Below are 15,125 nucleotides of genomic sequence, written 5' to 3' on the forward strand. Positions count from 1 at the left end.
CCTATTAGCCTAAATACTGTGAGATGCCGCCTCCAGGAGCAACAAAATTAGGTCGCTGTGGGGACCGTCTTGAGCCAAGGTCTCAAGACTCGATTTTGAACTTCGCACAGTACGCGAATTTCAAAAGTCGTCCCGTGGTGTAAGCACTAAAGTGCTAACGCCACCTGCACAGCGACCTAATTTGTTGCTCCTTCCGGCTAGTTTATTAGTTATTTTTTTATTGCACTTGAAATATATGATAGTTACTTTCTTTATGCTTTGAAATACTAGAACATCATAAATTAATATCTATTTCAAAACTTTTAACCTTTGGTTTATTAACAAAGTTTAAAACAATTACCTATTTAGTCAATGAAAAAGACTAGATATTTTTCTCTCGAAATATATCACCCGAGCGAAAAATACTTAGTCTTTTTTGATTGTATTCTAATTTAGATAAAGCCTTTTTATTCAATTCATTAATCAAATCTGAGAAAAAATGAATCAATTATAAGTTTTGGCCTTTTTCCCAAGTTGTCTTAGAAAGATTCAAACCTTTCTTCACAATCTCATCAAATAAAGTATGTGTACGTTTTGAAATTTCTGCGGCTGTCTTCAAATTACTTTCGGTTAAGAAGCCTGAAACATCGTCGTTAAATCCGTCAATTACTTTATCGGTAACTTCTATACGTTGACGAGCATACGATTGACATCCATCTAAATAAGCATGAATCATATCTGAATATTCATGATAATGTGGCTCAATCATGACTGACAATGTCTTCTCCAACCAGTACACGTTGTTGATATCAACGTCATTGGTTGTATTCTTGTAATCTTCAGGTGTATCCGTAATATTCGTATAGAAAGGTACATAAGGACTATAAGCGAAGAGTCCCATGGCTAACCATTGAACGGCGGCATGATTCTCATCAACATCATTTCTAATTTGAAGAATTGATGAAGCTTGGTTACGATCCATAGCAATTGAACGAAATTGAACTTGTTCTTTCTCAGTTCCAGAAGCAAATGTTCCAAATGGATCATACTTTGTACCATTGTAATGTGATGACAAGAAATATTGAACATCTTCAATGGCAATCTTCTTATCAGGCTTTCTCAATAAAGGCATATCTTGAGCAGTTGGTTCTTGTTCAATTTCAGGATTAAACAATTTTTGACCATACCAAGTACGTGGTGTGTTGTAGTACGCGTCGGCCTCACTTTGAGTACCAAAAATTTCACGGAAATTAAAGTGGCCTGGTTGTGGATTCAAATGATGCTTTTCGACAAACTCAACTAAATCTGTAGCAACTAAGAAATTATCTGTATCATTAACATCAACTTCTTGCATCACAGTTTGGTTAGGAACGATTGCATAAGTATCATCTGGCAGACGCATAGCAGCCCAGTGATGACCACCGGCTGTCTCTAGCAACCAAATTTCATCTTTGTCATTGAAAGCAATGCTATTGCATTCTCCAGTACCATATTTTTCTAACAAGGCACCCAAACGAATAGCACCTTCTTTAGCTGTTTTAACATATGGCAAAACCAACGTTAACATGGCTTCTTCATCGATACCATTATGCACTAGTGGATCATAGCCTAAAACTCGCGCATTTGTAGCAGTAGTTTCAGTTGAACTCATTCCAACGTTATACTCGTTGATACCAGCCTCTTCATACTGTCCATCACTTTGGTCAGCCTGTGGTGTAGCGGTGTAACGATAAGCGTGATCAGGTAGCGGTACTTTGACGCCGGTTGTAATTGAGATATAAACAGCATCAGTTTGATCTTTTGCTTCATGAGCAACAAATTTAATCGGATTAATTGGTGCATAACCGTCTTCATTACGGGCAACAATAGTGGAACCATCCATACTAGCGGCTTTACCAACTAGAATTTCAGTACAATCAGAACTTGTATTTTTCATTTACGTTCACTCCCTCTTTGATTACAAGTATAGGAGTATTGTTTGCTCTATACCAGAGGAATTATTAGAAAAATTATAATTTTTAATCAATCTAACGTATAGTGCTAGTTTGTTCTTTATTTTTTTAATTAATAATGAACAATTGTAAGTATTATAAAGAACCAGAAAAAATGGATTGCTCCTTTTCATAGACAACCTGTGAACAAGCTGAAAGTAAATTCAAAGTCTCATTATATCTTTTAACAACTTGTCGAAATTCAAGTCCAAGAATATACTAACTATAAGATTGACTCAAGGAGATTAAGATGACTAAAACAATTATGTTAGCTTGTGCTGGAGGTATGTCCACCTCGTTACTGGTTACTAAAATGATTGCAGCTGCTAAGGCTGAGAAAATTGATGTTAATATTTTTGCCACAGCCAGTTCTGCAATTCCCCTTGAGGCTGACACCCATCATCCTTCTGTTATCTTGCTTGGACCACAAATACAATTCTTATTAGATAATATTATTAAAGAAGTCGATGTCCCTGTTGAAGTAATTAATATGAAAGATTATGGCACAATGAACGGCAAAAACGTTCTGCACCAAGCAATGAAATTGATTAACTAATATTTGAAGTTAAATAGTCGAAAATTTTGAATATAGCAGTGTTACTATTTTTGCATAAAGTAAAAAACTCCAGCAATCCAAAATTGGATTACTGGAGTCTTTATTTTACCGAAATTTTATATTAAAGCACTTCAACAGATGCTGTTGTAACACCGTATGAAGGAATTTGGTTGTTTGGCATAGCAACGTCTAATTGGTTAGGGTTACTGTATGCAAATGTACCTGTATCGTTAACTGTTCTGATCAATACTGTACCATCAGAAAGTGTGATCTTAAGTGTTGTACCCTTAGGGAATACTGAAAGGTTAGCAGCAACACCACCATAACCCATGTTTGAACCTAATACAGCTGGATCATAGAATGAAATCTTGAATGTTCCTTGTGATGTACCAGTTTGAGTTGTTGTTTGTGTTTGTGTAGCACTTTGTGTTGTAGCTTGTGTTGCTTGTTGTGCAGGTGCTTGGTAACTTGTGTCTTCAGTAGCTGCTTGTGTTTGTGTAGCAGTTGTATTTGTTGTTGCAGGAGTTGTAACACCTGGTAATGTAACTGTTTCACCTGGGAAGATCAAGTCAAATCCGCCAATTTCACGGCCGTTTGCTTGTTCTAGTTCGGCGATTGTTACGCCAGCGTTAGCAGCGATACTCTTGTATGTATCACCTGCTTCAACTTGAACATGGTTACTGTCGAGTTGTACTGCAGCTTGAGCAGTCTTAGTTGATGTTGCGATTGCTGTTAATGCCATAGTACTAACTAAAGCGATTGATAGAACTTTTTTCATGAATTAATTACATCCTTATATTTAAAATATTTTTTCTAGCCCTCATTTGCTATGTTGCATATACTAACAGGTATTTATTACACAACAACGTCTGTAAAATTACAAAAACACCCTTTTCTGTAATCTTAGTAATACAACTGAAACAAATGTTCGTTTTATCGTTGGTGCATCAACAATCTGATTTTTATAAAAATAGCCATAATTTATATGTTATTCTGAAAATTTTCCGTTATTTTATTAGTAACTAAGTTATAAAATCATTAAAAAAAGTGCTATAAACTCCTGTCTAAAGGGATTTATAGCACTTTTTTCAATGTAAATGACAATTAGAAATTATTTTTCAAAATGATAAGTTAATTACTATGTTTTTTTTGAAATTCGGCTATTTCTTTGTATTCCGGTTCTAAAATTTCAGATAGTCGAATCCAAATTGGTAATAATTCACGATAAACTTCAAAATTATTTGGATTAGGTTGATGCACATTAGTCACACCAATCATACTTTTAACGGCTGATAAATCATCCACGTAACCTAGCGCATACATCCCCAAAACAGCAGCACCCAAACATGAGCTTTCAAAACTTTCAGGTATTGTCACAGGTTGTTCAAAAATATCGGCCAACATTTGGCGCCATAATGATGAACGAGCAAACCCTCCAGTAGCCTGAATTCTTTTAGGTTTACCGGTAATCTTTTCAATCGTCAACATCACAACATATAAATTATAGACTATTCCCTCCAAAGCTGCTCTAACCATATGTGCTCGAGTATGCTTACGGGTCAACCCAAAATATGAACCACGTGCATAAGCATCCCAAATTGGAGCTCTTTCACCACCTAAGTAAGGATGAAATAACAGTCCATCTGAACCCGCCGGGATTTTCTCAGCTATTTGCGTCAAAATATCATAGGTAGAAACTTGCATTTGTTCGGCTGTAATTCGTTCTGGCGCAAACAATTGATCTTTGACCCAACGAAAGACGATACCACCATTATTAACTGGACCACCGACGACCCACTTATCTTTTGTCAAAGCGTAACAAAATAATTTTCCATCAGGGTCGACTACTGGTTTATCGACAACTACTCTCACGGCTCCACTGGTCCCAATTGTTACCGCAACTACACCAGGATCGATTGCATTGACTCCTAAATTAGATAAAACTCCGTCACTCGCTCCAAAAATAAAGGGGGTCTTGGACGAAATACCTAATATATCACTATATTGATTTTTCAAACCGGTAATCGCGGCTGTTGGTTCCACTAACTCGGGTAATTGTTCCCTAGTAATTTGCAATAACTCTAAGGCTTGTGGTTCCCAATCTAATTTAAAAATATTGAACATCCCAGTTGCCGAGGCAATTGAATATTCCATCTTATAGACACCAAAAAGTTTGAAAAAGACATATGTCTTTAAATCAATAAACTTCTTTGTCTGCTTGAATAAATCGGGACGTTCATGCCGCAGCCACAGAATCTTTGATAAAGGAGCCATGGGGTGAATCGGAGTACCGGTTTTGGCATAAATTTCCGCGCCCAATCCATTTGATTTCAATTCATCACTATATTTAGCAGCCCGATTATCGGCCCAGGTAATTGCTCTAGTTAATGGTTGGTCATTTTTGTCCATCAAAATAAGACTATGCATGGCGGAAGAAAAAGATACGCCTTTAATTTCAGAAGCTTGTGCCTTAGCTTTGCGAATAACTTGACCCATGACCTCAACAACTGCATCTAAAATGTCATCCGGATCCTCTTCAGCCATATCTGGAATATCTTGATATAACTTATAACCGGCATTCGCGTAAGCCACGACTTGTCCCTTCATATCATAAAGTACACTTTTAGTGCTAGTCGTGCCGATATCGACCCCAAGCATATAATCCATAACCAAAAACTCCTTATTATATAGTAGAAACACGTTCAAATTGTAAATAGAAACGAAAAAATCAGATAATCCGTCTTTAAGGTTATCTGATTTTATATTTATCGCATAACATCATTCTGATTCTTAAATTACATAGATACTACTCCGCACAGTAACTGTCTCAGAACCCAGCAACCTTAGTCATTATTTTTCAAAGCTTTCCACTCATCCCGTAAAATTCCATATTTGACTGAATCATAATATTTGTCATTATAATAACGAACTTTACGTACACAGGCCTCTTGTTTCATGCCAACTTTTTCAGCGACATGCATCATCCGAGGATTCCCTGACCAGGTAGTCAAACCAACGTGTGGCAAATCATAAATACCGAAGACATAATCAATAAATAGTTTCAGTGCTTGCGTTCCAATATGTTTGTCCCATAAATCATTGCGATAAATGATAATTCCAATATCGAGCCAACGTTCCAATCGACCATCTTCAAAACCAGCACCGACTGATCCAACAATTTTGTCATCATAAGTTACAACTAAATGATTCTTATCATGAATCCACTTCCGATAAGCAATAACACTGACAAACTCTTCTCGACTTGGAAATTTATTATTAAAGTAAGGGCCGTTATATTTAGCCCATTCAGCATCAGGGTCACTATATGCCGTTTCCCAAAACTCTTCCACTTCTTCGGGACGAGCTGGTCTAATTTCAATTTCCGCCATTTTTAACCTCCAGAACAAAAAAAGGACTTACCATAAGTATATGACAAATCCCTTTTAAAAATAGTATATTAATTAAAATTTTAATTTTCTTAACGAGTAGCCGTTACATTTACATCATCATAGCTGAGCCATTGGTTACTGCCAATTCTGTATGCTATGAAGTCTAGCGGTATTCCCGAACCATATGAGTAAAGTCTATCCGTTGACCACGAGCTATTAGCGGGTACAGTTTTACCCGTACGATGTCCGTATGAATCATATATTGGAGCTTTAACACCATCTTTAACAGTAATAGTCTGCGCGTCTATTTGTGGATAATTATCCACTTGAGCAGTCAATTTTTGAAGTATAACTTCAACTCCAAAATTACTATCTTTATACTCAGCCCACTCATTGGTAGCAACTCTAAAGAAATTTCCATATGTATTGTTTTCTGTTAATCCATGATAAACTTGCTTATCCGTATACCAAGAGCTAGTTGGTGCTAAGGCTCTATTGGTAACTTTTCTAAAGACATTATCGTCGCCCTTTGCATATAATGACACTACGCTATCTCTAGTATCAATGACTGTTTTATACGCTTGTTCAGCCGTATCACTAGCTTCAACGACTTGTGCTTTAGTAAAAAATAAGGCAAAAAAACTTAGAGAAAATAAAATAATACTTAACTTTTTCAGTTTCATTTTCTAACCCCCTATGGTTAATGGATATTATAGTTATGTGTGGTGCTAGTTAAATATTCCGCCTCCAAGAGCAAGAAATTTTGGTCGCTATGGGGACCGCTGAAAGCCAAGGTCTTTCAGCTCGCTTTTGAAACTCGCACAAAGCGCGAGTTTCAAAAGTCGTCCCGTGGTCTAGCAACATGCACTACAACTACATTAATTTTATCTTCTACAGATTAATGCCGTCAACGTTTTCATTCATTTTTAAACGAAATATTACAACTAATTACTATTTGTAAAATCTAAAAGTTTTTGCTTACATATTCAAACACACAAAAACAGGATTGCTATTTTACTAGCAGTCCTGTTTAGTTTATTCATAATTTTAGTTAGCTGCAGGTTCACGACTACCTAATCTTACCTTTTCAACAGCATGGCTCTTTTCAAGGTCTTCTTCTTTGAATCCGAACAAGTATGTACATGTGAATGCAACGATAATTGTTGCGGCAGAAGCAATTAAGTAACCTGTGAAACTACCATCGATACCTTTAGGATTGATGAATGAAGCAAATCCGATCAATGAACCGGCAAAGCCCCACATATCAACATGCAATAGTCCTGTGATCAAACCACCAACAGCACTACCGATATTAGCAGTCCAGAAGATACGACCATACTTCAAATTAATACCATACATTGCGGGTTCTGTAACACCAGCGAAGGCTGACAATGTAGCGGCACCAGCAATTTGTTTCATATCAATGTTTCTCTTCGTTTTAACAAAGACAGCCATTGCAGCGGCACCTTGAGCAACCATTGTTGCTGAAACGATAGCGTTCAAAGCACTGTGTCCTGTTGTGGCGATTTGACTGGCAACGACTGGAATAACGGCCCAGTGCAAACCGAAAATAACCAAGCATTGATACAAACCACCAATAATCAAACCAGAAATAGCTGGACTGATCTTCAATAGAGCAACGATACCAGCAGCTAAGTATGAACTTAGCAAAGTAATAACTGGTCCAACAATGACGATAATAATAGCACTGACAATAAATACTTCTAGCAATGGACTAAGAATCATACGTAGTGACATAACGATATGTTTCTTGAGCCATGGTTCAATTTTAGCAGCAATCCAAGCTGCAGCGATCATTGGGAAAATTGAATATGTATAGTTAGCAATGTGGATAGGAATACCAAAGAAATTAGAGTTAATATTCATAGCTGTAGAACTTGTTTTTGTAGCAACTTGAACAAGTGTTGGATATGCTAGTACACCACCAATAACACCCATAATAATTTGGTTAGCGCCTAATCTCTTAGCAGCAGTAAAGCCAACTAGAATTGGTAGGAAGTAAAAGACTGAATCACCCATCGCATTAATGATCATATACGTTGAGCTTGTTGCGGAAAGCCATTTAGCTGAAACAATTAAAGCTAAAAGTCCTTTCAAAATACCTGAAGCAGCTAACAAACCAATGATAGGCATCATGCTGGCTGTAATAACACCAATTAGAGCACTAAAATAGAATTTTGTCTTTGGCCAGACACCTTTTGGTGCAACTACTTTTTCTTGCTTAGGAGCAGCGGAATCTTCCCCGAAACCTGGTCCTAAAGCTTTAACAACAGCATCATAAACATCTTCAACCGCTGGTCCAATAACAACTTGGTATTGTCCACCAGCTTTAGCAACGTCTAGAACGCCTTGCATATTCTTGATAACTTCATCATTTGCTTTGTTATCATCTTTCAAATAAAAACGGACACGTGTAATACAGTGAATAACATTTTCAACATTGGCAACGCCACCGACATTCTTCACAATGTCTTTACCTAGTTGATCATAATCAACTTTGCCTTTGGGCTTAGCAGTTGCCTCACCGGGAGCCATTGGTTCAACTGTTGCAACAGCATCCCCTGCATTAACATTGCCTTTATTGATTTGAATATCTTTAACCATCTTAGCGGTATTGGTGATAGCGACGATAACGTCTGTTACCTTCCCGGCTTTTTTGACGGCATCAATATCCATTGTGGCAATTGTGTCACCAGCTTTAACGGTATCTCCTTCTTTAACAAATAGTTCAAACGGAGCTCCGTTCAACTCAACTGTATCAACACCCATATGAACCAATACTTCAAAACCATCATCCGTACTGAATCCAATGGCATGCTTAGTTGATGCTACTAACATAACTTTACCAGAAACAGGAGCCACGATTGTTTGGTCATTAGGTATGATACCAAAACCTTCACCCATGGCTTTTTCAGAAAACATCGGATCGTGAACTTCAGTCATTTCAATTGCTTGCCCAGAAACTGGAGCGAGCATTTTAACTGTACCCTTCATAAAAAAGCACCTCCTTAAATTCATCGGTAACCGGTTACATCTTAACTATTACTATAATACATCTCATCATGTATAAACATCAAGTTTTAATATAATTTATTATTAAATTCGCGTTATATTCATCTAAACAGGGTGTATAATCTAATTGAAGAGGATATGTTTAAACACATATCAAAATTTTGTTCTATCTTATTCTAGCTATTTAATGGAGGATTTTATTATGAACGCAATGTACTTAAAAATTACTGATCAACAAATTTTTTACGCTGACCGTATAAGTAAAATTGATGAAAATTCTTACAATTTTGATTCAGACTTAGATATCAAACAAAATTTACAATCGTTTAAAAATAAAACTGCCAATTCAGCGAAAGTTCTAGTGATTACTAACCCTAGTCAATATCAACTTAAGCGTAATGCTATTTTTTACCATGGTAAAGCCATTGACTTTGGAACCGAATTGGAAAATATCTTCCATATACCAGTTATTAATAGTGAAGACATTGCCAATTCCGATTTACTGTCAGCCTATGAAGAAGAAATCGATTATTCAACTTGGCACCTTGACTATTACGGAATTGATCATGGTAAACGCCAGTATGGTCAAGAATCAATGCAAACCATTGGGAACGGATTTTTCGGACTTCGCGGTACCTATTTAGAAGCCAAGGCAAATGACGATAATTATCCTGCTACATATGTTGCTGGTGTCTTCAACCAATTGGGAACTCCTATTAATGGAAGAAACGTGATCAACGAGGACTTAGTCAACCTACCTAATGCCCAATATATTACTTTCAGTGTTGATGGCGGCGAGCGCTTTCAAATTAATGAACAAAACATTGTTGAAGCTAACCGTTCACTCGACCTGAAGACGGGCCTACTAACCATTACTATGTTAGTTCAACTAAATGATAATAAAGAGCTAAAAATCACTGAAAGAAATTAGCTGATTTAAAGAATTATCATGACTACTATTTACAATATGTGATTGAACCATTGAATTTTAATGGCAAAATTACTATTTATACACAAACTGATGGAACAGTTGTTAATTCGAACGTAGAAAGATATCGTAATTTAGCTAATAAACACCTGGTTGTCGATAAAATTGAAAACTCCGATACAGCTTCAACTTTACTTGCACACACGAATCAATCCGATGTTCAAATAGCGATTAAAACTGAATTAAACTATTCCACAATCAATAACACACAATATAAAACTAACAATCAAGCCGAAATTGCTGAACAACAAGTCTCCTTCCATGTTAGTGCCGGTGAAACTTATCATTTTGAAAAATACGTTGGTCTTTTTACTTCACTAGAAACGAAAACTAACGTTGCTCAAATAGCCCAAGAACATGAATTTTTACCTGACTTTGCCGTAGCTGAAACTCAAGCTATTCAAAACTGGCGCAATATTTGGCATCATGAAGATATTTTTGTTAATGGCGATATTACCGCCCAAAAACTTTTGAGATTAAATAGTTACAGTATGACTTGTGCAGCTCAAATAAATGCGAACAAAAATCTTGATGCTTCTGTTGGGTCACGTGGCTTAACCGGTGAAGGTTATCGTGGACATATTTTCTGGGATGAATTATTTGATATGGACTACTATGCCCTTCACTCCCCTGAATTAGTAAAAAGCTTATTGATGTATCGCTACAATCGTCTTGGTGCAGCTATCGACTATGCTGCTGATGACAATCATGACGGTGCTATGTTTCCTTGGCAAAGTGGGATGTACGGTGATGAGCAATCACAATTAGTTCACTTAAATCCAATTACTAATAAATGGGATCCCGATAACTCACGTAAACAACGCCACGTTTCTTTAGCAATTGCATACAACGTTTTGAACTATTTCAACCTTACTCATGACGAAACATTTATGCGTCAATATGGATACGAAATGTTGTTAGATATTAGCAAATTCTGGATCGACATGACCACACTCAATAAAGATAGCGGTAAGTATTCTATTTACGATGTTATGGGTCCGGATGAATTCCACGAAGGATACCCTCAAAGTAAGACCAGTGGTCTCAAGAATAATGCCTATACCAACATTATGGTTAGTTGGTTATTCAAACAAATCAATGACTTAATCACTAACGAAAATAGTGATATTATAGAAGATATTTTCCAGAAAACTAACTTTACAACTGTTGATTTACAAAAAATCAATGATATTAGACACAATTTGAAACTCGATTTTAAAGGTGATATTTTAGGACAATTCGAAGGCTACTTTAATTTGAAAGAATTAGATTTCGCCAAATATCGTCAACAATATGACAATATTTCCAGAATGGATCGAATCCTCAAAGCTCACAACGACTCACCCGATAATTATCAAGTTGCTAAACAGGCCGACACTTTGATGGCACTATACAATTTAACCGATAATGATTTCTTTGATATTATGGACGACCTCGGATATCCAATCGCTAACCGTGAAAAATTCATTGATGACAATGTCAAATACTACATTGCTAGAACAACCCATGGTTCAACCCTATCTCGTATCGTCTATGCAATGTTGCTATTAAAAGTTGACGATACAAATGAAGCTTGGAAACTATTCTACGAAGCTTTAACGAGTGATTACTATGATATCCAAGGAGGAACCACAGCCGAAGGCATCCACTTAGGCGTCATGGGAGCAACAATCAACGTCGTAACAACCTTCTTTGCCGGCATCGACTATCGTGGCGACATATTGGAAATCAATCCACACATGCCAAAACAATGGAACGAAATTGCCTTCAATATAGACTTCAAAGGAGTCAATTACGCCTTCCAAGTAACAGCCGATGGCGTAACAATCACCACTGACCACGACACAGAAGTTATCTTCATGGGCAAGAAATTACCATTAAGAGCTAGCCAACAAATTCAACTTACTTGTTAATTTGTTGGTTTATAAAAAATCGACTCAGCACTCCTTTAAGGAATGTTGGGTCGATTTATTTTAAGCTGAACAAATTCTGTCTTCTTACGTTTTATATTTAAGGATAACTAACGCATTTAGCTAAAAATAACTATCTACATTACTTTATCAAGTTACTTTAAAATATAACTAATTAATTATCCATCCAAAAAAGTACACTAGCCGGAAGGAGCCAGAAAAATTAGGTCGCTGTGAAGGTGGCGTTAGCACTTTAGTGCTTACACCACGGGACGACTTTTGAAACTCGCGGTTTTTGCGAGGTTCAAAATCGAGACGAAAGACCTTGGCTTTCGTCGGTCCCCACAGCGACCTAATTTTTCTTGCTCCTGGAGGCGGCACATTTAAACACACCAAAAAAATGTAAACATGCTAAAATAGTCATAATCTTTATGAAAGGGAATATAGACATATGATAGATCTAACTCATGGAAAACCTATGAAGGTCATATTTCTGTATACGATTCCTTTACTATTAGGTAACTTTTTCCAACAATTTTACAGTTTTATTGATACCTTAATTGTTGGGAAAACAATCAGCGTTGATGCTCTGGCGAGTGTTGGTGCAACTGGGGGACTGACCGGTTTAGTTATCGGTTTTGCACAAGGTATGACGAGTGGTTTAACTATTTTGACTGCCCGAAAATACGGTGCCAATGATGAACGCGGGGTTCGACAAAGTTTTGCATCGGGGATTATCATTTCCGTTTGCATTGCCGTAATTTTTACCGTACTTGCGCTTTTGATTGCTTATCCTTTACTTGTAGCGATGCAAACACCAAAAGTATTGATTCATGATTCATTTATCTTTTTGGAAATTATCTTTGCAGGAATATTTTCTTTTGTTGGTTTTGATTTTCTTGGAAACACTATGCGAGCACTGGGCGATTCTCGAGTACCACTCTTCTTTTTGATTGTAAGTACAGTCTTGAATATTTTGTTAGAATTATTTTTCATCCTTTACTTACACATGGGAGTCGCTGGAGCCGGATTAGCAACCGTTGTAGCGCAAACGATTACCTTTATAATTTTATATTTTTACATTCGACGTCATATTCCGTATTTAATTTTGACCAGAAGTGATTTTCGAATTGATAAAGCTGAAATTAAAGAATTACTCCAAATCAGCTTGCCAATGGGTTTCCAATCTTCAATCATTGCCATTGGTTCAATTATTTTACAAGTTATGTTGAATACACTTGGTGCTAATGCCGTGGCTGCGTATACTGTTGCCGGAAGAGTTGAACAAATTGCTACCTTGCCTGCCTTTAGTTTTGGACTAGCATTGGTAAATTACACAGCTCAAAACTTAGGCGCAAAGAAATTCCACCGGATTCTCCAAGGAGTCAAAGATGGAATCATTATCTCCGTCTCAGCTAGTGCCATTATCGGTGCTTTCTTGATCTTCTTTGGACGCGGTATTTCACACTTGTTCATGAATGGTAGCCAAAACGCCGTTTTACATCTAGTGCAAATTTACTATTACTTCAACGGTTCAAGTTATTTCATACTCTCAATCCTATTTATTGTCAGATATACCCTACAAGGTCTGGGCAATCAAAAAGCCCCTACCATTGCTGGTGTTGCTGAACTTTTGATGAGAGTCTTTGCAGGTATCGTCTTAATCAGACTATTTGGTTTCTATGGAGCTGCCATGGCCAACCCACTAGCTTGGATAGGATCCGTGCTAGTCCTTGTAAGCACTTGGCGTATGGAACTTAAGAAACTCAGAAATCTCAAGAACGTTTTAGGTGAAGACGAAAGTTTAGAATAGAATCAAAAAGCTAGATATTTTTCTGGATTTATACCAAGAAAAAATACCTAGCTTTTTTATATTCAATTCTATAATTTCTCACTCGTATATTCCGTCTCCAGATTCGGACAGTTCTTTATTAACTCAAGAATAGATTGATTTTTCATAGCTTTTATTACCGTCTTGATAGGATTCTGGAACAACCATGCTATTAAAATATTTATCCATATCAGAATAAATTCTTATCGGACTAATTTGAAGACAGACACTAGCCGGAAGGAGCAAAGAAATTAGGTCGCTGTGAAAGTGGCGTTATGGCTTTAGCCATTACACCACGGGACGACTTTTGAAACTCGCGGTTTTTGCGAGGTTCAAAAGCGAGACGAAAGACCTTGGCTTTCGTCGGTCCCCATAGCGACCTAATTTCTTTGCTCCTGGAGGCGGCACTAATTCAAAACATTGGCACACTCATTAAGTGCATCCTCAACTGCCGGAATCTTATCGACATAATTGAGAAATGCATGTGCTAGACCACCATAACGGATATACTTGGTTTCACATCCCGCCATACCAATCTTCTGAACGAAGGCTTCATCTTGTAAACGGAATGGATCGAATTCACCCGTCAAAACTAATACATGTTTAAAGTTCAAGGGATCAGCGTAAAGTGGTGACAAAATTGGAGCAGTTAAATCCAATTTTTGATGGTCGGTGTAAAAGTCAGTCATAATCGTATCGAGCGCTTTGAATTGGGTATAATTATTATGCAATGCTCGACGTTGACTTTCATTAATTGATATCGCCCGATCGTTCCAAAGTGAACCTTCATGGTCAGATCCATGAACTACCGTTGGATAAAATAAAACATGTTGATAAACTTCACAAATTCCCATTGAATGACATAATTGACTGACGCTCAAAGCAATTGCTGCACCGGCAGAATCGCCTGATAAGGATAATTGTTGATACTGATCTTTTATAGCAACTACTACTGACAATACATCTTCAATTGCTGCTGGATAGGGATTTTCTGGGGCAATGCCATAATCGACACTATAAATTACTCCAGCAAATTTCGTGGCTAAAAGTTTTAAAAATGGTAAAGTATCTTCTGGTGAACCACCATAATATGCCCCACCGTGCAAATAAATTACGGCTTTAGTGGAATCTATGTTAGCCTTTTGATAAATTTTTAAATAACGAACATGTCTATTTAACGTGTCAGCATATTCATCATCAACAGCTACATCAAAATATTCTCTTTGAGAAATATCGTCGTGGCTGTTACCGCCTCGCAATTGAGTTAAGTCATTTGGCAAACTAGGCTCATCAGATAAACCTTTCAAATGATCATAAATTATTGGTTCATACGAATGGGTATCAATTCGGTCTTTAATTATCATTTGAACATTTTTTAAATTGGGAACATCAGTTGTTCCGATTTGACTTAAACGATTCAATTCTACGTTATAATCATTTTTAATCAT

Annotated in this window: 10 protein-coding genes and 1 pseudogene; 4 read left to right on the forward strand and 7 right to left on the reverse strand. The window is 36.9% G+C overall.

Annotation, left to right across the window (positions count from 1 at the left end):
- Positions 1 to 487: 487 nt before the first annotated feature.
- Positions 488 to 1,915 (reverse strand): C69 family dipeptidase, encoded by a 1,428-nt coding sequence (locus tag D1B17_RS08365; RefSeq protein ID WP_120142123.1) that lies wholly within the window; start codon positions 1,913 to 1,915, stop codon positions 488 to 490.
- 305 nt (positions 1,916 to 2,220) lie between these two features.
- On the opposite strand from D1B17_RS08365, the gene D1B17_RS08370 reads away from it, so the two are divergent.
- Positions 2,221 to 2,526, forward strand: coding sequence for a PTS sugar transporter subunit IIB (locus D1B17_RS08370; RefSeq protein WP_120142122.1), 306 nt, complete (start codon positions 2,221 to 2,223; stop codon positions 2,524 to 2,526).
- A 121-nt stretch (positions 2,527 to 2,647) separates the two neighbouring features.
- Here D1B17_RS08370 and D1B17_RS08375 read toward each other — a convergent pair whose 3' ends face one another.
- From D1B17_RS08375 to D1B17_RS08395, 5 genes are all read right to left on the reverse strand, one after another.
- Positions 2,648 to 3,304: a DPBB and LysM peptidoglycan-binding domain-containing protein gene (locus D1B17_RS08375; RefSeq protein ID WP_120142121.1), complete on the reverse strand. Its 657-nt coding sequence runs from the start codon at positions 3,302 to 3,304 to the stop codon at positions 2,648 to 2,650.
- Positions 3,305 to 3,657: 353 nt separating this feature from the next.
- Positions 3,658 to 5,193, reverse strand: coding sequence for a gluconokinase (gene gntK / locus D1B17_RS08380; protein WP_120142120.1), 1,536 nt, complete (start codon positions 5,191 to 5,193; stop codon positions 3,658 to 3,660).
- 176 nt (positions 5,194 to 5,369) lie between these two features.
- On the reverse strand, positions 5,370 to 5,915 hold the full coding sequence (locus tag D1B17_RS08385) for a GNAT family N-acetyltransferase (protein ID WP_120142119.1): 546 nt from the start codon (positions 5,913 to 5,915) through the stop codon (positions 5,370 to 5,372).
- An 89-nt stretch (positions 5,916 to 6,004) separates the two neighbouring features.
- Positions 6,005 to 6,598, reverse strand: a complete 594-nt coding sequence (locus tag D1B17_RS08390; protein WP_120142118.1) for a hypothetical protein — start codon at positions 6,596 to 6,598, stop codon at positions 6,005 to 6,007.
- 364 nt (positions 6,599 to 6,962) lie between these two features.
- Complete coding sequence (locus tag D1B17_RS08395) at positions 6,963 to 8,930, reverse strand: PTS sugar transporter subunit IIABC (RefSeq protein ID WP_120142117.1); 1,968 nt, start codon at positions 8,928 to 8,930, stop codon at positions 6,963 to 6,965.
- Between the two features lie 613 nt (positions 8,931 to 9,543).
- Here D1B17_RS08395 and D1B17_RS08400 point away from each other — a divergent pair.
- The 3 genes and pseudogenes from D1B17_RS08400 to D1B17_RS08405 all read left to right on the forward strand — a co-directional run.
- Positions 9,544 to 11,549 (forward strand): annotated as a pseudogene (locus tag D1B17_RS08400) (glycoside hydrolase family 65 protein); the annotation flags it as partial.
- A gap of 126 nt (positions 11,550 to 11,675) precedes the next feature.
- A complete protein-coding gene (locus D1B17_RS12965; RefSeq protein WP_240704475.1) occupies positions 11,676 to 11,849 on the forward strand; it encodes a glycosyl hydrolase family 65 domain-containing protein in 174 nt (57 codons plus the stop codon).
- Between the two features lie 448 nt (positions 11,850 to 12,297).
- Positions 12,298 to 13,659: an MATE family efflux transporter gene (locus D1B17_RS08405; RefSeq protein WP_120142116.1), complete on the forward strand. Its 1,362-nt coding sequence runs from the start codon at positions 12,298 to 12,300 to the stop codon at positions 13,657 to 13,659.
- 425 nt (positions 13,660 to 14,084) lie between these two features.
- On the opposite strand, the gene D1B17_RS08410 is transcribed toward D1B17_RS08405, so the two are convergent.
- On the reverse strand, positions 14,085 to 15,125 hold the full coding sequence (locus D1B17_RS08410; RefSeq protein WP_120142115.1) for an alpha/beta hydrolase fold domain-containing protein: 1,041 nt from the start codon (positions 15,123 to 15,125) through the stop codon (positions 14,085 to 14,087).

The sequence above is a fragment of the Companilactobacillus zhachilii genome, from assembly GCF_003606365.2.
Taxonomy (GTDB): Bacteria; Bacillota; Bacilli; order Lactobacillales; family Lactobacillaceae; genus Companilactobacillus; species Companilactobacillus zhachilii.

Coding starts and splice junctions, on each gene's coding strand:
- D1B17_RS08365 (WP_120142123.1), bottom strand. CDS start 1,915: ATGAAAAATACAAGTTCTGATTGTACTGAAATTCTAGTTGGTAAAGCC.
- D1B17_RS08370 (WP_120142122.1), top strand. CDS start 2,221: ATGACTAAAACAATTATGTTAGCTTGTGCTGGAGGTATGTCCACCTCG.
- D1B17_RS08375 (WP_120142121.1), bottom strand. CDS start 3,304: ATGAAAAAAGTTCTATCAATCGCTTTAGTTAGTACTATGGCATTAACA.
- gntK (WP_120142120.1), bottom strand. CDS start 5,193: ATGGATTATATGCTTGGGGTCGATATCGGCACGACTAGCACTAAAAGT.
- D1B17_RS08385 (WP_120142119.1), bottom strand. CDS start 5,915: ATGGCGGAAATTGAAATTAGACCAGCTCGTCCCGAAGAAGTGGAAGAG.
- D1B17_RS08390 (WP_120142118.1), bottom strand. CDS start 6,598: ATGAAACTGAAAAAGTTAAGTATTATTTTATTTTCTCTAAGTTTTTTT.
- D1B17_RS08395 (WP_120142117.1), bottom strand. CDS start 8,930: ATGAAGGGTACAGTTAAAATGCTCGCTCCAGTTTCTGGGCAAGCAATT.
- D1B17_RS12965 (WP_240704475.1), top strand. CDS start 11,676: ATGCCAAAACAATGGAACGAAATTGCCTTCAATATAGACTTCAAAGGA.
- D1B17_RS08405 (WP_120142116.1), top strand. CDS start 12,298: ATGATAGATCTAACTCATGGAAAACCTATGAAGGTCATATTTCTGTAT.
- D1B17_RS08410 (WP_120142115.1), bottom strand. CDS start 15,125: ATGATTAAAAATGATTATAACGTAGAATTGAATCGTTTAAGTCAAATC.